This window comes from Flavihumibacter sp. CACIAM 22H1, from assembly GCF_001601815.1.
In the GTDB taxonomy this organism is placed as follows: domain Bacteria; phylum Bacteroidota; class Bacteroidia; order Chitinophagales; family Chitinophagaceae; genus Flavihumibacter.
Genome location: NZ_LUKG01000057.1, coordinates 9,695 through 31,833, shown reverse-complemented (window position 1 = coordinate 31,833; position 22,139 = coordinate 9,695). Strand labels below are relative to the sequence as shown.

The window sequence follows — 22,139 nt, the reverse complement described above, 5'->3', positions numbered from 1 at the left end:
CTCTAGTACTGATAGGATTCACTAGACCTTTTGTCTTTCCTTTAGTATCATTTGGAGCAAAAACATCTTGACTATTGCTACTTGCAGGATCTTTCGTTTGGTAAAATCTTGTCCTAGCAGCTTCAACTGCATTTACCCCCATTAAAAAATTACCGATATCATCCTTTATATTGTTTAAATTATCATTATCAATTGACCTATGATTTGAGCCAGGCGAAAGCACATTTATACCATTAGTTACTTTTCGTTTAAAATCCAATGTTTCTCCACCAACCGGCTCACTTATCTGATAATAGTTGATAGCATTTTTTACATTTTCATACACATTGTTATCATCAATTCCATAGATCTTCGGGTCTTGTGTATCTAAAGTTATCAGTAAGTCAAAAATCACATTGCGATTTTCTTTTGCCAGCTCAATAAGATTATCACCACCTCCACTATGTCCTACCACAATTACCTTTCCATCTGGATTAATTGATTTAAAGTTTTTAATTGTTGACAATACATCATTTTTAGTGTTACTCGTTGCAGAAGAAGCATATACTACAACTTGTAGTTTAGGTTGCGTCTGCTGCCCTCTAATACTTATCCAATTAAAGTCCCCTTCTAAAATACCACCATTCAATATTCCATCTGGAGCGAAAGCTCGACTTCCAGTTGTAGAAAATGCATTTGTTGCTTGTGTATTATTATCAGGCGGATCTCCTCCATAGCCTTGTAAAATTAAAATCAGAGCATCGGTGCCTTTATTTACTGGAGCAGGCTCAAGTCCATCCAGATCTATTGTCGCTATCGGATTATTACCCGAGAAGTGACAGGGTGCTAATGTCGGAAATTTCTTTTGCAAAGGATCTAAACTTAAGAACCTTCCCAACCTCGGATCATAGATTCTCATACCATAATCCTGCTGATTCCCCGTACCTTTTACCTCATTGTCATTTTCCTTTCCATTAAATCCATACCTAAATCCACCTGCATTAAACTTACGCCCCGGCATCAACATGCCGAAGGGATAATAGTCATTGGCACTGCGGATATCGGCCAGGTAATGTCGAACGGTATCGCTGGTTACTTTAACCTGCTGAACCCTGTCGGCAAGGGTTACCAGTACATTGCCCAAATGGTTGCTTAATTCAAAGAGCTTTTCTCCCCTCGTAAATTTATAACTATAAATTTTACCAAACGAATTTAATAAGCTAAAACTGGAATCAGCTGCCAGGTGCCTTGTTGCAATACCCAACCGACTGCTGCCGTACAAATGTACCTCCTCCTGGCTGATCTGGCCACCGGAAGGTTTCCGATACACACTCAACACATTTCCAGTGGCATCCCGAACATAAAATGTGGTATCAGTGGTGGTTGATTTACTGATCCGATTGCCCGCTGCGTCATAGGTATAACGGATCACCTTAGCGTTCTGGGTAATACTTTCGATTTTACCATACACATTCCAGGTAATATTGGTAATGGTATCCTTCACATCCTGCACCAGGTTACCAATAGCATCGTATACATAGTTATTATCCCCCTGCCCTGTCCGCAGATCCTGGTAATCCGGATATGCACCTGCACTGGCATCGGCCGCAGCATCTACTACTTTATGCAATTGGTTGGTACTCGGCTTGTAGGAATAGGTCAGGTTGTCCATGGTTAACCGCGCCGCATCACCATTACGCTGGTAAGTAAGGATGTTTCCATTGGGATCATAACCCACCCGCTCTCTGTATTCCGTACTGATAGAAGCCGTAAATGTACCCGCTACCGGATTGAGGCCATTGAAAACATCCATCGCCACCAGGCGGTTTAACTGGTCGTACTTGTAGTTATATAGTTTGGTTGTACTCAGCTTTGGAACATTCACCGCCATGGCTGCAATATTTCCGTTATACAGCGGCGATGCATTGGTAGTGAGCCCTCCTATCACCGAGCTGGCCTGCGGATTGTACCAAATGGCTTTGTAATCGTTCCGGAAATAATGAAGACTGAACCCAAAAACATCCTGTGCTACCGGTTTGGCTTCGGTGGTATCGGTACCGTTGGTTAAACTACCTCCCATGGCCGGGTTAATACCCTTTAACCAACCCTGTAAGGTATAGGCATGATCCAATCCCTGTACGTTGAGCTTGCCCAGGATAGTGCGGGCAAGCGGCCCATGGGCATAATACTCATACTGTGCTTCCCGCTCTGGGAAGAGTAGTAACATGATACTATCCCTTCCGCTATACACCTGGGTGAGACGATTCTCTGCATCGTATTCGTAGCGGTGATAATAGGCGTCGGGTTTACCCGGCTGGTAACTGACCTGATTTACTTTACCACTGATCAGGTCATAGTTATACGCTATTTTTTTGTAGCGGTTATCCGGATTGGCCGGAAAATTATTCATGGCGTTTTTGATGCCAGCTGAAGAACCAAAATCCTGCACAATGGTATCTACATTACCCTGTATATCATAGGTATAATACGTTGCGGAAGCCGGATTGGTTTGGGTTGCCAGATTAATGACCTGGGTGTAACTGACCCGGTTACGCAGGTTTTTCTGTCGGAGGGTATTTTGAACAAGAGAAAGCGGCAGGTCATAAACTGTTTGCGTAATCTGGTTCCGGCTGTTGGCCGCTGCATTTATCCAGTTTTGCAAACTGGTGGCGTTTTTAGCAGTGGCGTCGGTCATGGCTGTTCCCCCGGTAATTTGTCCTACCTGACTGATTCTGCCCAGTGCATCATACAGCGTATAACTATACACATTTCCCGCCAGCTGCTGTTTGGCATTCTGACTAATTACCAAACGGCCCAATCGATCGTACCAGAATTTACTCATGCCGGCATCCGGTGTTTTTTGAACCACCACCTGGTTAAGGCTGTTGAAACTATAGCGGGTAACCAATCGGTGCTGTGCCGGCAATTGAGTTCCGTTGATTTTTGCCACCCGTACACTATCCAGCCAGGTACTGCGGTAAATCGGCTGTACTCCTGCAGGCGGTACAGTTTTAACCAGATTACCAGACTGGTCATAATAGTAAAGTGTATAATGATATTCTTTAACCGCACTTGTGTCCCTGAACTGCTCTGTAACAGCCAGGGCCAGGTCCCAATACGCTTTCCGGAAATCTGCCAGTTTTTGCTCCACGATGGCATCGTAATAAGTATCTGCTTTGAGGGTTGCCTGAATTTTCGATTGCTCACAGGGGGTGAGTAGTTTCACAAGACCGGTCGTATCATTTACCGGGGTACGATCCGGACAAATGGACAAAGCCGCCCCAGCGCCGCTAAGTCCGCCTATTCCACAACTGGTCGCCGCAAACCGTTCTGCATAATATTGCCAGGTATGCCTTAGCCCGGTTTTGAAATTAACATATTTCGCAAACAGACTGTTATAGGCGATGGTAGTATCATTGGTAATATTGCCTGTAAATACAGGATTTCGACCAAATAAACTGTAAAAATTAGTAGCATGTGTCTTGAATGTATTACAATCCAGACAGCTGTAACTGTTATAATCAAAACCACAGGTAAGAAAATCTGGCAGTGGTTGCGCGGATGGAAGCGGACGTTGTCTTAACGTATCACATTTTGTGATGGTACAGGGTTGTGTTAAGCCATGTCCAACATTACAAATTGTGTCTACCTGCCGGCAATTGTACAGGCTATATTGATAACAGTTTTGCAATCCCTGGTACAGCACCAATGAAATGGTATCCTTGTACTTAACCCGCAAATAATTATTTATCTGGGTAAGACTCGAAGTACTTCCTTCATTGTTAATTATTTCATCCAAAATGGTATTGTACTGGGTGCAATTGCAATCTTCCAGTCCACTGGTATATTGTTTACTAAGCAACGGGCTATTAGCATAGGGTTTGGGAAATTCAATGGAATAAGGATTACATAAAAGCGATAAACTAATTCCAGCATTTTGAAATACCGTATTTACCACCTGATCAAAACTAGTATAGGTTGCACCGGAAAAGGCAGGAGGAACCGTAGAACTACCAAATGGATGCGCTGCATCTGTTCCGGTTTTACAAATAACCCGCATTCTGTTAATGATCGTATCCAGAATAGCCTGTCTGGTTGCCGGTGCCAATGCATTCAGGCTTGGGCACTCCAGCAATGCCTGTTTCCAACCGTCAATATAATCATCACATTTATTCTGGTAATTGGCAACAGAATCATTCAGGTTTACTGCCGGATATACGCCGGCGTTATTGGGGTAAAAACTATCCCATCCGTTATTTTTTGCCCGTTGAACATTGTTATAAGGGAAATGTAGTTTATACTTTTGATCTACCAGAAAGCTGTTATCAGCCGTATCTGCACCACCCGGCCGAATGTTTATATACTTGTTTACCAATTCATTTCTAACCAACGAATAGGTTGATTTATACCATGCCCAGGCCGTAGTTTGATGGGTAGCAGTTAGCGTTACTGAACCTGCGCCTGTGTTGATAGAAGCGCCTGTGGTAGCCAGTGCTTTGGGCATATTGGTAAAACAGGTTGTTCTTGTGGTTGCGTCTGCAATACTTTTACAGCCTAATGCTTCTGCATAAGCCAATTGCCACATTGAATAAGTTCCCTGCCAACTGGTATCGCTGTACTTACGCATAAGATTCTTATCTGCCGTGCTTGAAATGCCATTGAAGAACGGATCTGTGTTCAGAAGATTAAACGCGGTGTTTACAGAAAGCTGCAGACTGTCAATAAAATTAAAACTGGCTCGCAGGGTATCTTCTGCATACTTTAATTTTTTGTATTCAGGATGATAGACCAGCAGTGATTTTGTCCAGGATGGTTTAAACTCCTGTTCAAATACTTCTTTGGTTAGGGAACTTAAACGCGCCGGCAATATACTGCTGTCTACCGCACCCAGGTCATTGTAATATCTGTCAACTCCGCCTGTTAATACCAATCGTGGATTTTTATAATAGGGCTGTGTAACACCTGAGTTTCCCGATGGAGAAAAAATATTGTATTTGTTTGCCATTGATCCGCTTAACGTTTCTTGAGCGTATTGTCCGCTATAAGGAACCATATCTTCCAGCATCTGCGCCCTTATATTATCGAGCGTTGCAGACCTGTTTTCATTTAAGGAAGCACAAAAAACAGAATCACTTACATATTGAGCGCGCAATTCAGTAAGCTGCGCAGCACTTAATTGACCACTGTTTGCCAACCCAATGGATGTTGCATACCCAGTCAGATAATTCGAATAAGTACCCAATGAGGTCTGGCAGGCAGCAGTTGTAAGGGTTGTTGCTACAGCACATCCCGAAGCAATGGAATCCTGCGCTACAATCGAATCTATAATAACCTGCTTAGCCTGGCAAATACCAATACCCACGGTATTATATTGTTGCAGAAATTTATCCAGTGAATCCAAATTGATGGATAAGGTTTTTCGTACAGAATAGGAACCCGGCTGAAGCGTAAGTGTCTGATTAAACAAATAATTGGTTATGCCAGTATACGTGTAGGTAGCAGCTGGCGTTTCTCCTGCTTCATTTACAATGGATATTTGCAAGTTATACTGAATATCATAGGAAACTGTTCCGCCAGTACATTTGGGGAGTGTAAGCGTTTTCTTATCCACCTGGTAAACAAATTTATGGCTGGTTGGATAAGGTACCAGAACAGAACTGATAGATTCAATGCTGGTCTCTTTTAACAAATTGGAATTTTTATCCAGCAGGTTTCGAACAATCGTTTTCGGAGCCTGATTTGGATAGGCCACATTGTCTGAAATATTAAGTGCCTGTTGTGTTACCGGCGCATCACCGGCCAGGGCTGTGGCAATGGTTCGACCCTGCATATCTACATAACTCACACTCATCTGACCATTGGCATCCTGCACCATGTTTTTGAAGTAATGGGTTGCATTACCCACTTCTGTACCAAAGAGGGCATGCAACTCCTCCTGGCCGGGTGAACCATAATAATAACGGGTAGCATGGTTTCCACCTATTGCCAAAGAATCACCTACTCCACCCTGCCGCATAACCCTACCGGTTCCATCTGGGGTATATCTCGTAACGGCGTAAGCAAATCCATTGGCGGCCGGAATGTGTTTATTGAATTTATTAATCGTATCTGTATTGGAACTGCTATAATAGCTGGCTGCACCGGTTGTGGTAACCATCGGGCTTGTTCCATACCGACCTAAAGTGGGTGAGGTAAAATCAAAATAGGCAGCCGGATTGGTATTTACACCCTGCCCCACAAACAAATTCAGGTTCTTTTTATAGCGAATAACAGTATCCATTAGAGGAGCTGGTAAAATTTGCACCACCGGTCTACCCTCCGTATCATATAAAGATTCTGCCACTACAATTTTTTCACTGGAATTATCCTTAGTGACGGTTTGCCGGTAGCGCAGTGACCCATCGGCATACTGAATTACAGTTTTTCGTTTTCCATCTTCGGCAAAACTGGTTGTAACCTGCCAGTTGGTAGTATCATTATGCCCAGTAAAAGAATAAACTCCCACTCCTGACCAGGGTCCGTCATTTCGGCTGCCAGAACTGGTAATATTAACCGCCCTTACCCGTACATATAGTTTTCCATTTCCTCCATATAAAAGAGGCACAGAAATACTATCTTTCCGCTGGCTACCCGGAATTTCGATTCTGGTAGCATTTAATTTGAACAATAAACTGGTATCAAAGGATCCACTACGAACATAACTTGATTGAAATTCATTTTCCAGCCAACTCCATTCAACCTGGGTAGAATTGTTCAGTGCCTTTGGAGCATGTAACCAGGACACCATCACATCATCCGGTATTCCGGAAACAATGGGTGTATGAATGGTGATGGTTGGTTTCTTATTGTCCGCCAACTGAAAATACCTGCTTGTCATAATGGAATTCGTCAACAGCAATACTTCTTTCGTATCAAATGCCTGTCCATTTACCGTCGTTGGCGCTTCTATCCGTAATACGGTCACCTTTATATATTCCGCATTTTCCAGGGTATAATAATGCAATGCATTGTAGTTATTACCTGCATCTTTGGTGAAATTCACCTGAAGTTTTATAGAATCAATTGTTGCTTTATCTGCCAACGAATGTCCGTATTCAACTTTCAACACTACAGTAGCTGCAAAATCACCCGGTATAAATTTTTTCGATTCCTCAACAATACGTAAGGCAATTACATTCCTGAGCTGGTGCGCTGTGTAAGACACCGTATCCAGCGTAAACAGCGTTTCCTTATTATTACCCTGCGTTAAAACAATCGTATCTATTTGATTGGTGTTTCGATCGGTGCCAAGTCCCCTAAGAATGGAACTAACGGAATCAACCAAAACCACCAGGTTACTGACGCTTGTGCCACAACCATCATTAGCACTATAACTGATGGTTGTGTTTCCAACCGTTTTTCCGGTCACCAATCCAGCTGTATTGATCGTTGCCACCGCCGTATTGGAAGAACTCCATGTTCCGGAAGGAAGACTCCCAGCCAGTTGAATGGTTGAACCTATTGCTACAGACGAAGAGCCTGTGATCTGATTTGGCGCAGGAGTACACACGGAAATGGTAGCGGTATTACTGGTTACCTGCACACCATTGCTGGTAGCCAGCAACCGAACGTATCGGGTAGCTGTTACAACACCGGGTGAATAACTGGAGCTGGTACCAGCATTCGTCCAGGTAGAATTATTTGGCGAAGTTTGCCATTGGTAAGTATATGTGCCATTTCCACCGGAAACAGAGGAAGTTATAGTAGTACCGGTAGCTCCAGCAGATAAATTTTGCGTAGATGGTGAAATAGATGCAGTTAACTGAGGGTGCACAGCCACCAGCACACTGGTTGTGTAGGCGGTTGTTCCTGCCCCGGAAACGGTCACTTTTCTTCTATAATAGGTGGTAGCAGTTAAACTACCCGGACTATAATTCTGACTTGTTGCTCCGGAAATATCTGTCCAGGTAGAATTATTGGGAGAACTCATCCATTGATACAAGTAAGTGGGACTTGTTCCGCCGCCGGAGGCGGCTGTTCCTGAAAGGGTTGTCGGACTTGTATTATAATTGATTGTTTGACTGGCAGGGGTAATGGTTCCAGGCTGAAGAGAGGATGCCGCCGTAATATAAATGGTTGTGGAACCCAGGCCGAAGGTAAAATACAACGACCCACTGCTGGAAGTCCAGGTAACATTTAGTCCTATCGAATACAATACACTTGAACAATACCCCGAAGCGGAAGTATTGCTGGTTCCGGATACTACCCCACCCGTAATATAATAAGAATAGGACCCATTGTATGCATAGGTGCTCGATCCATTGTAAGTGGGATAATAGGTATAAGAATTTCCCTGTGTTACGGAGGTAGCACCGGAAATACCGGTCTGTCCGAAAACAGTCATACTTACCGAAACAGTAAAAAGCAAGCTCAGTAAGTTCTTAAAAGCCATTCTTCCCCAAAAATTATTGCTCCAGTTCATAAAGTTTCTTTTTAGCAGACTAGTTTGAAGAACCATTGTTAAATGGAACCGTCAGAATTGCCATATCAGAGTAGGCGATGGTATTGGAACGCTTTTCAAGCACCTGCCTGCGTAAAAAAGTGTTTACCATCACTTTTTCCTTAAACAGTAATGTTGCATTATTGGCATCGATAATATTTATCCAGTCGAGCGTATTCGTAGATATCTGCCACTGGTATTCATACGTTGTTTCACAATCTCCACCACTTGCCGCACTGCAGCTAATGGAGTAGGAATTGATAATCGTATCCACCGTTTGAATTCTTGAAAGGCTGTCAATTAAGCCACCTGAAAGAGCAGCGGTAGACTGAATTTGAATAATGGTGTCCATCAGGGAAGATTGAACATGCAGCTTTTTAATGGGCTCATCTGACCAGATTACATATATATCTGATAGCGCAGTATAATTCGGCGTACAGATTTCCCCATCTTCCAATTTACCACCTGTTATACAAATCATAACCCTGGATAAAGAATCCCATTTACCCTGTACACTATAATGGTACAAAGTGCCTGGACTTACGCATACTGGTCCTTTAATGGATACCTGAGCAGAAAGATGTTCCGTTGCTCCAAGACACAGCGTAAAAAGAAGAAATTTATAAAGTAGATTCATTGCAGTTCTTTTTTACTTATTGAATTTTGGTTTGCAGCCAACTTCTTGTTTCGTTGATGGTTTTAATACCTTCCCTGGTTTCCACTTTTTTTCGGATTAATATGCCTTCTTCGTCGTATTCATAAAATACCGCGTAGTTATTAGCATCCAGTTCAGCTCGTAAGCGAAGGTTAACCGGATCATATGCATAACTCTTCATATTGGCGTTGAAAGGATGGATTCTGATATCATCAACGTATAAATTACCTGTACCTGAATTAATAAATTTCAAATCCATGGCCGTAGCACCAATGGGGGGTGTAAACTCAAATTCGTATCGCTGCCAGCCATCAATTATTGGCCCGCCAGCCGAATAAGCGGTGTCTTCACCACCCGAATATGTTAAGCGAACCTGATTTTTTGTATAGGTGAACTCCCTGCAGGGAATACCGGTTGCCTCGTTTCCACAATCCTCCCTAACCCAGGCAGAAAGCACCATCTTTTTACCCGGCGTTAAGGAAAACGTTTCATTGAGCATGTTTTCCGAAGCTTTTATTCCTGTTGGATACCAGCAACTAGCCGACTTAGTCAGGTTTTTATAGTTAGAGGTAACCAGGTTTGTGGTCATGGAAAAAATATAACTGGTTGACACAACCGGAACGGAAGTTGTGGTGGTGTAGCTGAATTCATTGACCATGCTCACTTTAACCCGATATTCACCGGTACATAATAATGCCGTGGTATTACCACTTAATCCACCATAGGTGTTATAGTTCTGTGATTTAACCAGCTTTCCGGAAGTATCATAAATCTGCAAAAACATATTGTTATAATCATAATTGGGAAGTGAATACCCATTGCCATTCATAGACAAACTGAATGAATAAGTGCCGCTTTGCGTAACCTTCACATAGTAATCAACAAAATAATTCAGTCTGTGATAGAAGGTCCGTTGCGATCCAACATCGGTTATTGTATTACCCATGGATACGGAAGAAGTGAACCCACCATTCGTGAAGGTGGTGCCGGCTTTTAAATAATCTACCGAAGTGGAACTATTGGCGAAATAGGGCGTAACCTGCGTAAGCTGAACGTTTCCGCCAAGAGAATCAAGCCTTCTTGTTGTATCTCTTCCAAAAGCAAGGTTTATAGGTGTTTCCATAAGGGTTGTGACGGGTATCTGCTTGGTAGCGGTTGAACCCGGATTAACCCTGAACGCGTAGGCCCCCGTATGCGCAGCTATTTTGGCAGTATCCAGTAATACCGTTTGTCCTCCTGACAAAGTTGTAAAATCAATATGATGTTGGTATTTATTAAACACGGTGGTATTTATAGCTTCCTGGTAGCCATGATCTTCAAATCCTTCGTAGAAAGATTCTGTTGATCTGGCGTTGCTCGACATCGCAACAGGTAATAGCTTTTTATACCCATATTGTACAGCAGAGTAGATTCCCAATGCATCCCTTGACTCAATATCCTGGCCTTTTGAATTCACTTTCTCAACCAGTGTATTCCAAACCCACTGCGTACTTAATGAGTCGGGTATAAGGTTATTCTGACCATTAATTGACCAATAGGATTTAAAATTTTTCAAAAATCCATACTCACTGATATTGGTACTGGAAGAAGTATCAGCTTCTCTCCTGGCATCATAAAACACCATATTTCTATAGGGCCTGAAATTGCCCAACAAACCTTTGATGTAAGGGTTGATACTTAACTCTAAAGGAGCCAGGCTATCAATAATTTCTTCTATTTTACAAGTAGACATATTTCGCTGGTACCTTGCCCGCTTTATGATATCATTATCTACTTTCCACTTTTCTTTAAACTCAATGGCTGTTGCTGTAATAACCTTGCTGGCTGTATCAAATTTCAACAGACCGGTTTGAACCGGATTTACCATAGACGTAATGCTTGCCACTTTTTCAGTGAGCAGGTTCCTGTGCCCGCTTCGAATTACCCGAAAGGAAACATCATTCATGGTAAAAGGCGCACCACTGCTATCAACAAATATTAAATCAGAAGCTGCGTATAGAGCTGTATTGTTTTTATTTTTGTTTACCGCCCATATCAATTTCCTGGCCCCTGATGCCAGTTCTTTTTCGCAGCCGCTGCCAGCAGCAGCAGCATTCTGAACCAGAATTTCATCTCCACTTTGAAACAGCGTAGTATCAACCACAGTAGAAACTATTTTCCCTCTGCTGAATTGAACATTAGAATAGTTGACGTCAATGTTCTGGTAAGCCAGTCCCATTCCGGAATATGCCCAATAAGCCGGCAGGCTGGTTGAATAGACCGGCTTATCAAATTCATTATTGGTTCGGGTAATCAGAACTTCGCCTGTATGACCATCATAAACGAGATTTTTGGTCGAAACCTGGCTGCCTTTATCGATTACTACAATACTGTCTAATACACTATGGTAGTTCACCACCTTCGTTGTGGTTACGGACCTGTAAATATTTTCTGAATTCCCTACTATCCCCCACATGGTAGGAACAGGAATGGTAACCATGGCAAGGAAAAATAAATCAATCTGAGTTTGAACCTCCATACTGGAAGCCTTCACAGAGAATTCGCGGGCATCGGTCATAAGTTCCACATCTACTCCCATATTACCGAAGTATACTGTACCACCCGTTTCTTTTCCAACAAACTGGAACTTATCATCCAATCCGTTTTTACCGGTATTTCGGTAAAAATTCTCCGTATAACTTATTCTCGTAAGGGTATCCAATGCACCATAGAAGGATTGAGACTTCATTTTTCCATGCATATCATTATTTATAATTAAAAAACCCTGGCTGTGTGCTTTGTAATCAAAAGAGGATTTCTTTAAAAATGCCAGGCCGGCTGGTTTATGAAATTCTTTGGTACTTGCACCATCCAATGGAGTGTAACTGTAATAAACGGGAAACTCTTTAGCGGTGTAAAACTCAGTTACCTGTCTTCCTATTCTAGACCTTGAAGCAGTATCTGTATTCAGTGAACTGACTGTGACTTTACTATACCCAACAACAGGAGACGGGAAAAAAGCATCCAATACCGGCATTTCAACGGCACCATAGGACGTAGGGCCAAGCGGCAGGTTATCGGCCACTTCAATAATTGATTGAAATGGATTTTCTTCACCACCAATACTGGGTTCATAGGACGCAACCCCACTACTGATAGTTTTGACCTGGGTACCAATTTTTTCAGTAGTAGTATACTGGTAGCGTTGCCCATAACTGGATGTATACTGCCCGGTCATAGCCTGCCAGTTATCTTTTAGGCGAACTTCTTTCACTCTATACCCGCCACCATACTTAATACCGTCCGGATCATTCAGTCGGGCAAAGGAGCGGGCCAGATCAACCTGCATGGCTTTTCCGTCTTTACGAAGTGCATTCACCGGATCGGTAAAAGCATCACGCAAACTAACCAGGAGTCCACTTAGCATAGAACCGATTTGTTTGAGATTTTTTTCATCAGATACATCATATCCCTTGAATGCCTGCCCCGGTAACTGCTGCCGCAAAAACTCCAGTGCCGTTAAAGAAACCGGACTTTTACCTCCAAGACGTTTCATTTTAATCCAAATAACTGTTGAGGTACTGCTTACCCCGTACTGGTTGTTATCAATGCTGGCGTAACAGGGAATAAACTCATATCCCTTAGGCATTCTAACCGAAAGCTTAAAGGAAATTTGTTTTAATCCGACCAGGTATTTGTTATAAACATCTGTTGCGTTGGCGCAGGATTCAGGTACTTCAATAAACACATAATCATTTTCCGCAGGCGTAGGAAAGGAGAAAGGATAAAGCAGGTTCGTAGCATTGGCATAATTATTAGTACTTCCAAAACCAACTACTTTCATCATGGCGGCGGCTTTTTTATTCTGAACATACCCATAATCGTCCGATTCATAATCGATCTCCATTTGTCCACCTGATGGAAGGGTTATTTTTCTCAACATCCAGGCGCTGGCATTTTTATCCAGATTAGTTTTTGCGGTGGCTGTTTGAAGGGTGTAAGGAAAATCAGCATTCCGCATACCGGCCGGATTAGCTGAAAAGTCTTTATACGAACCCCACCGATCGGTATTACCCATCGAATAGATGGGATTGAATTGAGCACTATCTGCTGCAGCTACTGTATAAGAAAAACTATACTTATTCTTTTTTGCCCGATTTTTTCCATTATAGGTAAAATAAATGCTATCCAGCGTAAGTTTTCCTTTTGAACCTATTGCAGCAGTATCATTATCAGGTGTTCCCTGGCATAACTTATAGCTGTACTTAAAATGAACGGTTTTAATGGGCTTAGCCAGTGTTAAGCCATTGCTTTTAAGATCAGATTTGTTATAAAGGGCAATACTATCGAGTTTTTTTAGCAGATCAACAGTTTGATCAATTTCTCCGAGTATACTTTTTGCACTGTTACCATCGGCTCTTTTTGACACATAAAACAATGCAATCATCGATTTTGACTCAACAGATTGCAGATACCAGGATTCCCGCTCCCCATAGGTTATCATAGCTTTATCATCCCGGGTCTCGGTAAGGGAACCTGCATTAAAATTAGCTACCTGGCTCGTTGAGTTCGGAGATCGCCAACGATGGGTTTGCTTTGTTCCATTGATAATACGCGAATAATTGAACTTAACCGCTTCACCAATATCGTCTTCTGTAATTCCATTTCCGGTAACATCAATATAATCAGGCGACAATAGGCCGGAAAGAAGAAAGGAACTGACATAAGCAGGAGTGGTTGAGATCTGAACATATCCGTCCCTGCTGGAACTATCATTCAATAAGCCCGAACCAGATGAAATAATTGAAGCATTAACACCTACCGTTTCTGGGATGGTAGTATAATTTCCGGGATGAACCGAAAAGGTAAAATCTTTCTGTACCACATTATAAACCGGTACGCCATATACATACCTCCTTCCATTGGATTCTGTTACATTGATCTGAGAAATATGATGTGCTTTCCTATAACCGCCAACCCGATTAATTTTCTCATACAATAAAGTGTCTGCAACATTATCGAAATACGTGGTGTTATTATAACTTTTAATAATAGTATCCAACCCCACTTTAGATGCTTCGGAAGCAGTTAAAAAATTAATTACCTGCGTCCGCTTACTTTTTGCCGTATCAGCTTTATTCAATGGCAAAAGTGTTCCGGTCGGTTTTCCTGTTTTATCAAAGCGCTGTAATTGTGCCTCCAGTGAAGGCGAAACACCCGAACCTGCCAATGCAAACCGAACCAAATCAACTCCACCTATTTTATTGTAACGTTCAGGATCAATAATTGAGTTTTCTCCCGGGTTCCGAAAATATACCAGTTCATTCTTCCCATAACTTGCTTTAAAAGGAATGGCATTTCTTAACTTATTTCCTTTCCCCCATTCACCACTAATGGAGGGCGTTTTTACCAGGGCAAAATTTGAACCATAGTGCCCGGGCGGATCGATATCTGCTCCAAAACTTAAATTCTGATCCTTTGATTTAGTAATATTATCTCTCACATACCCATAGTCGTTTCGATAGGCACGTATACTGCCACCTGTTCCTTCACCCTGGATAGAGAATACATCATACGTGTATTGAGGAACTGAAATAACCGGGGTATTGGGAGTAACTTCACGGTCGTTAAATCGCGTAAAGTCCATTACATAATCCGGGTTCGAAACCGCCTCTTGCAGGTACATATACCCTACCAACGGCTTCTGTTGCAAGGTATCATTTGGATGGATTTCAGATTTTTGACCAAACACTTCAGCCTCCAGATCAGCAGCCACCCCAAAACTTCCTAATCCGAGCTGAAATCGGCCCGACCAGGCAGTATTGGTAACCGGCATACGCAGGGATGGTATATAACTTGGTTTGGCAAAGCTGATGGTGGTGGACAGCATACTATTATTTATACTGCCACCGTTTTTATAGATGTAATATTTATCGGAGCGTTTATGAAGCCCTATTTTTTCGGTTTCATCATTAAAACCAGCCTGATCGCTGAGTTGTATTGATTTCAATCCATTTCTCGAATTATAACCTGTACTGGCTCCTAATCCAGCAGTAACTTTATAATCAGAAAAGGTTTTACTGGCACTCAATGAAGCATTGGCTGAAAATGAAGCGCCTGTCCTTGAATTAACTTCAACCCCCAATGATACCGTGGCAGCCGCGCCAAACTTTTCTGAACCAGCAGTATTGGAAATTGATTGAGACAGGTTACCTCGCAAACCAAGACTGATAGAAGGGCCCAGGTAATTGTTTAGAGCAACACCCAGGTTTACATTTATGGGCGTTTTCCTTCCTAATAATTCAAGGTCGGCACCAAAATTCAAACCCCAGGTTTTATTGGGTTTCATAATCTGAACCTGTGTTAGGGTATCCTGTCCATTGAAATCATCCGGTACACCCCGCATATTTCTATGCACATTACCCGGATTAATATTCCACCCCAGGCCAACCCAGCTGGCTTCCTGCTCCATAGTGATGCCACCTTCATAGTAAATATTAACCGGATAGCCACCCACATCCAGTAAGGGAATATTATAACTGAAATCACCAGTGAATAAATTCACAAGGTTATCTGTTCCTACTGATTTGAAAGATGTCATTTCCGGTTGGCTGGGCCCACCACCATCTGGCAATTCTTTCAGCGCCAACCTTTCAACAGGTTTTAACTTGCCGTCATCAATAGTTGATATATCAGGCCTTTCTGGCATTTGTTCTGGTGACAATGGCAGGTTCCATTGAAGAGGACGCCACTCGCTGGGTTTGTGTAACCAGTTCGCAATGCTGGCCTGCGCCAGAGAAGCATACAACAAGCTGAACAAAAGACCTGCAACTTTTTTGCGATGGTATGATGCGATTTCAAGAATCATAATAGTTCAATAAGGCGTAATTAATTTTGTTCCAAAACGAAAGAGGCGGAATAGCGGATAGCATGTGTATCGATAAATTCTATCGTATAATATGTATCGGCCTGAAATTTTCGATCCAGCTCAAACTGGATATAGTTATCTCCGTACGCAATTTTCTTTTTGAACGATTTTACCAGCCCCCCCTTTTCATCTGTAATCCGGAACTCCCCTACTCTGTCGGTTTCGAAGGAATAATGCTTGATTGCCAATACCGAACCTTTAATATAAACTGTGGCAGGAATGTTTGAACCTGTACCTAGTTCCACATGCAATAAACCTGATCTGCCGGGTAATTCGGGTTTATCGGGCTGAATTTTAAAAATCCATGTCTCACTGAATCCCGCAGGGGTTTGACCATTTTTTGCAATAATTTGCCAGGCATACCACTTTGCAGTATCCAGTTTATTTCCAGAGGCGGGAAAATTGGAACTGATATTTTTTAATTGCCTTCCAAAATAGATCGGAAGATTTTCCTGAATAGCAGCAGCAGGTGTTTGATCGGATCTTATTTCTGTAACCAACAAATCATAGTTCAGATCGGCAAATAAATTCGCAGGCGTTGGAGGCAACCAGGCAAAGAGGATGTTTTTAGAACTTAGAATAGCTGAATCAGCTGGAAAATTTAATTGCGGGGGACTCAATGGCTGCACTTCTACCGGTACACAATCCTCCGCTAAAATACCTTCCCCATCCTTATTACCTCCATATACGTAGTAACAGGCCTGGTAAAGACCAACCGGCAGTAGCGACTCATTCAATCGGGAAAATATGGGAGAGGTATAGGTGTAATTTATTGGACCAACTTCCGCAAGCCGGATTTGTTTTACTCCTTTGGGGAGAAAAAATGTTTTAGTGGTCCCTGACAATACCGGCTGATTGGTTGAAATATCCATAAGTGTCATTACAACAGAGAGCTCCAATGTACCTGCACCAGCATTTACCAGCGCCAGGTTCCATAACTGATTTTTTTGAACAATTCCGGCGGGCGGCTCCTGCAGCGATAGGGAAACCTGTGCTGAAACGGAAAAAATACCCATCCATCCCAGCACAAAAAAACTCGTCAATTTTCGCATAAAAACTGCTTTAAAATTGTTTGTAGTAGGTTATACGTCCAATATTATTCTTTACTAAGTCCCTTGCCATACCCGGCAAATAGCCTTTGTCAAAGCTGAGTTGCAACTCTCCGATTTTGTTTATTCGAAATCCCATGTTTCCGCTGTAACCAATAAACAAAGAAGATACTCCCACCTGTTTAATGGCTTTGATTCCGGCGCCAATTGAAAACCGTTCAGAAAATGTCCACTGTCCAAGATGCTCCATAGAATAAACATTTATATCAGTACCAATATTTGCAGCAGCATTTAACGTATAGTGCAATCGATTTACCTGAATGGTTTGTGTGAGAAGAATATTTCGTGTATTGAAATAAATAAAACCTGAATCAAGGGAATTATTATAAAATTGACTGTACACCAAAAAACTTGACAACTGTATCTCTTTCCAGTTATAATGATAACCTACACTTCCGGATAATGTATGGTACCTGCTTTCTGCAAATTTATCATCATCCGTTTTGACCAGTTGGTAAGACGGGTAATATCCCACAGAAATAAATGGCCATTTTTTTACCCTCAAATTCGCCTGAATACTGCCAATAACCGCTGAACTTTTATAGTTGGCTGCTACAAATGGATTGTTGAATTCATTCTGTTGAATACTGCTATGTATGATCAATTTTCGTTTAAAAAAAGGTTGGTCAAGTTTAACCATCCAGCGTAATTGGGAAGAACCTGTTGTAAAGCTGCTAAAGGACTGAAAATGGCTTCCGAAATACCGTACAGAACCCATCAGTTTTGTTTGGGTAGCCGGAATAAATCCATTCAATCGAAGCGAGTAGGCTTCATTCTGCCTGGTGGAAAAATCCGTAAGGGTATTCATCCAGGATGACTTCGCCATACTATCCCTTCCATAAAAGGGAACGGTGGATTTAGCTACTTCACCAATCAATGCCATATTTTTATTAATCCGCCATAAACCTTCCAATGATAATCCAGCCAACATATATGAGGGCACTGCGCTATCCTGACCAACAGAAACCATAGAATTAAACAACTGACGCCTGCCTGTATAATAGGAAAGGAAAATATGGTTACCGGTGCGGGTACCTTTTCCAAAACGTACCAAACCCAGGTATTGCGTTGAACGTAACCGATTTGGAACTAAATAATCCCTGAATCTGTAATCAACTTTTCCTGCTGCAATGGCATAATAATAACCGGGATTGTATTCAATCTGTAAGCCGGTTATAGAAATGTTCTTTACTGTCAATTCTGAATAATCGGCTAAACTTCTTCCTAAGGACAGGTTTCGAAGGGCAGCCAGCATTTTAACTCTCTTTGACATCAGGCTGTCTGATAATTTATGTTGCCGGATTAATTGTGCCAACTCATCTGTGCTGGCAGTTCCCTGAACCTGCTGCTGTAATGATTTGATGGCTGTCTGTTGTGACCTTACCAGTTTATCGTAGTTCATTTCAAGCGTGTGATACTCCTGCTTCATACTATCTAAATCGTTCCGTCTTTTACTAATAGCACTAAGCATTCCCTGAAGCCTAGTGCTGTCGGCAAAATGACTAACTGCTAAATTTGGCTGGGTTGTAAATTTTCTCTTATTCTGTGGCAATTCAACAGCCGGCAATTCGATTACTGGCGTTATATCAACATGCATGTCTGCCGCCTTTTTATTCTTGTAATACAGCCGTTCTTTCTCAAGCTGAATTTCATTGTCCAAACTTCCCTTTTCCATGGCCAACTGGTGCCGATTCATTCGTTCCTTTTTAGTTTCAAGTATTTTCTTCAATGAATCAATCTGTGAAAAATTAGACCGCACTACTTCTTCTATCGCCTGGATAGCCCATTGTTTCAATAGTTGTACAAAGTCGTTTGCATTAAACTGCAAATTGAAATCTGTATAACTTCTAAACAGGGGAGAATTACTAAATCTCTTGGTTGTGTACAGTTTTAGGGGAACCCTATCTTTATAAGTTATATCAAGCCTGGTTTGAATAGTATGCTGATAAATCTCCCTGTCAGCATAGGGTGTATCAATTCTTGACCGATAATTCATGTCATATAACACATTGCCAGTTATATTTAATAAGCTTTTACGTTGTTGAACTTTTGAGGTGTTATGCTTAAACCTGTCCACCGTAGTTTTTTCCAGTAGATAAAGGGGTAGCTGTACCTGTTTGTTTCCTTTACAAATTGCCGGCAAAATCAGGTTGACGTAACTGGTTGAATCAGCCAGGTCATTACCTGACCGCTTACCAACGGTTTGGGTAAGCGAAACTATAGGCAAAAAGAAGCCCAGTAAGCTCAGAATGAAAAGCTTTTGCAAGGGAAAAGTGCTGTTAAAATGGTGGATTGGTAAAATCAGTCTCGCAGGAGAAAGCCTTTACTACACTGGAGATGGTTGTAGCTGCAACAACATTGGTTGATAAATTAAGGTGATAATTGTACGTCTTCAGACGGAGGGATATAACCTGGATATTCCGGAGGATTGGACTGCGCTTATTGATACTTGTTGGATCAAATTAAGAGAAAAGATTTGGTAAAAAAAAAGGTGAAAACACGGTATTTATATTCCTATAAATGCAATATTTCAAGCTTCTGATCCTATGTAATACCTTAATAATCTATCATTTACAAGGGTAATCCAGCATCACAAATTAGAAAAACATTAAAATAAAAAATACACGAAATGGCCGTTTGGATACACGAATAGGTCTAAAGTAGGTACGAACACAATTGGCCATAAAAAAACAATAGTTGCAGATTAAAATCTCCTGAGTTATCTTATGACAAAAACCTCCATGAAAAAACTGCCCACTTTATTTTTTGTCATATTTAGTCTTTCCGGTTATGCACAAACCATCCACTCAGAAATTAAATACGAACCTCAATACAGAAAAAATATTCAATACCCAAGTGGGGAAGAGTTTACCGGTTTTGCTGATGGAGAGAATTCAATAGTGGTGCATGCCTATGGCATGAAGGCAAATATTTATACTTTCCATGCAATGCAGGGTCACGCCGAACATTCCTTGCAGATCAGGAAAGTGAGTCCTGACGGAAAAGAAATAGTGGTCAATAATCTGGAAAATGGTGAAAAAAAATTCGGACCGCTAAGAACCATTGCCCTTGAATATCAACAGAAATTAGTGCTTATCTATGCGAAGTTCCTGAACAACTCAAAACTTGAGTTATTCCAATCTGAAATAGACCGTACTACACTTGCCCTGATCAACACAAAATCGCTCTACCAGTTTCCCCTTACTGATACCCGGCTACTGCGTAGTGGAAATATGTACAAAACTGTTTTCGTGGAGGAAAGTCCGGATAAAAAACATTTACTGGTAGCTGCCACCGGAATCGAGGAACAATTTTTTACAGCAGTATTAGATAAGGACCTGAACATTACCCAAACACATATTGCCCATGTAAAAGGAACCGAAAAAATTCAGTTGCATGAAGTAGCCATTGCTGATAACGGAACCATCGCCGCTTCCTTCCTTAAGCACGATCTTAGTAAAAGCCAGAACGAAAATGAGCAATACAAAGCAATGAGGGGATATATTCTTAACCCGGATAAAAAAGAGCTGCAGATAAATTTCGAGGCAGATAATACGGAACGTGCATTGTACAGAACCACCCTGCTCATTACCAAAGATGGTTCAAAGGCAATATTTGCCGGAGATTACCATGAGAAGCATTTCAGAGAAGGAGTCTGGCTGAAAGAAATTGCCACAGCAACACTGGATGAAACTAACACACAGCGGATCCCCTATCCCGCCCAATTTCTGAACCTCATGAAAGATATGAAGTTTGCCAATAAACGAAGAGGATTGATCGGTATGAATGCAACCAGCTACCAGTTGATTGAACTGCCCGATAACCAGTTTTTGCTGGGAGGCAGCCCGGTAGGTACGGTGGAATCCTATGACGGCACAAGGTATGATAAAACCAGCTTTGCCGGACCCGTAAATATGGTTTTCCTGGATCAGCAAAGGAAACCGGTTATAACCACAATACCCCGACATAACAGACTAAGCGCCGCCATTACTTCGAAATTTATTCCTTATAAAGACAAACTGATTGTTTTATACAACGATTTTGAAGAGAACATTAAGGCTCCTTTTAATCCGGAAAGAATCAAACAAAAAGGATTTGGAAACATAAAAGAATTGTCACTGGGTGCGGCTGTCATTAATACAAACAGAGAAGTTGAATCAAGAAAATTATTGGGTGAGGGTGCTGGAAGAATGCATATCTACCTCCTGACTAAGGCCACCTATAAATCACCGTTCGAACTCTTTATTCCTGCTTCTAAAACCGAAGCCAAGAAAAAACGATACCAGATAGTGCATGTTACCATTGAATAATAGAAATGATCTTATCGAAGACTACTATTTAAAAAATCAACTGGTTAATTTCATTCAAAAGCTAAAATGCCTTTTACTGAAGACATAGTCCTCTAAGATTTATCGATGAAAAAATATCATTGATTGAATCTCGTTCAAATTTGATCCAGTTACCATGGAACATTATACCAGCTACATGAGGAACTTGATTAGGAGATACATTTTCTCCTTTAAAGGTCTTTGGAACACGAGACATCAAAATGAACTTATATTCTCCACCAACTTGTAGTTGCTGACATTGTACGGTGTCTTTTAAAGAAACAATTTTATACAAACCAGTACCTTTTTTTGCGTAAATAATATAAATATGGTTAACCGAATCAATCCTATACACCTGGTATTTTTCATTTGCAGCGCTGGAATGATTGCTCAAAGGGTAGCCTGCTGTCGTCTTACTGCCCGGTTTGCAGGTAAGCCCAATTAAGGAATTAAGGATAAAAAATAGTCCGGCTTTTCTCATTTTTACTAAAAATTCTTTGGCGGAATTATATTCCACTCCCGATTTGCGTCCGTTCTACAACAATAATACAACTTCGCAGGTAGCTTTCCAATCAAAAGAAACAAATGGTTCATACTGGTAACGAAAGGATGTTTTTTGTAACAAGTGGCGCTGAAAAGCAGCCTACCAGGCCAACCATGTATTACCCCTGTGTCAAACTAG

7 protein-coding genes are annotated in these 22,139 nt (G+C 41.6%); 1 reads left to right on the top strand and 6 read right to left on the bottom strand.

Features of this window, described 5'->3' with window-relative positions; genetic code table 11:
• From A1D16_RS14775 to A1D16_RS14755, 5 genes are all read right to left on the bottom strand, one after another.
• Positions 1–8,440 (bottom strand): RHS repeat-associated core domain-containing protein (locus A1D16_RS14775; RefSeq protein ID WP_290710854.1); only part of this gene is annotated, 8,440 nt, incomplete at its 3' end.
• Positions 8,441–8,459: 19 nt separating this feature from the next.
• On the bottom strand, positions 8,460–9,095 hold the full coding sequence (locus tag A1D16_RS14770; RefSeq protein WP_290710852.1) for a hypothetical protein: 636 nt from the start codon (positions 9,093–9,095) through the stop codon (positions 8,460–8,462).
• A 16-nt stretch (positions 9,096–9,111) separates the two neighbouring features.
• Positions 9,112–15,960 (bottom strand): hypothetical protein, encoded by a 6,849-nt coding sequence (locus tag A1D16_RS14765; protein ID WP_290710850.1) that lies wholly within the window; start codon positions 15,958–15,960, stop codon positions 9,112–9,114.
• Positions 15,961–15,980: 20 nt separating this feature from the next.
• Positions 15,981–17,072, bottom strand: coding sequence for a hypothetical protein (locus tag A1D16_RS14760; RefSeq protein WP_290710848.1), 1,092 nt, complete (start codon positions 17,070–17,072; stop codon positions 15,981–15,983).
• Positions 17,073–17,082: 10 nt separating this feature from the next.
• Positions 17,083–19,395, bottom strand: coding sequence for a hypothetical protein (locus tag A1D16_RS14755; RefSeq protein WP_290710846.1), 2,313 nt, complete (start codon positions 19,393–19,395; stop codon positions 17,083–17,085).
• Between the two features lie 460 nt (positions 19,396–19,855).
• Here A1D16_RS14755 and A1D16_RS14750 point away from each other — a divergent pair, with 460 nt between their 5' ends.
• The gene (locus tag A1D16_RS14750; RefSeq protein ID WP_290710844.1) at positions 19,856–21,439 is read left to right on the top strand and encodes a hypothetical protein; all 1,584 of its coding nucleotides are present in this window, start codon (positions 19,856–19,858) and stop codon (positions 21,437–21,439) included.
• A 73-nt stretch (positions 21,440–21,512) separates the two neighbouring features.
• On the opposite strand, the gene A1D16_RS14745 is transcribed toward A1D16_RS14750, so the two are convergent.
• Complete coding sequence (locus tag A1D16_RS14745) at positions 21,513–21,938, bottom strand: hypothetical protein (RefSeq protein ID WP_290710842.1); 426 nt, start codon at positions 21,936–21,938, stop codon at positions 21,513–21,515.
• Positions 21,939–22,139 lie beyond the last annotated feature (201 nt).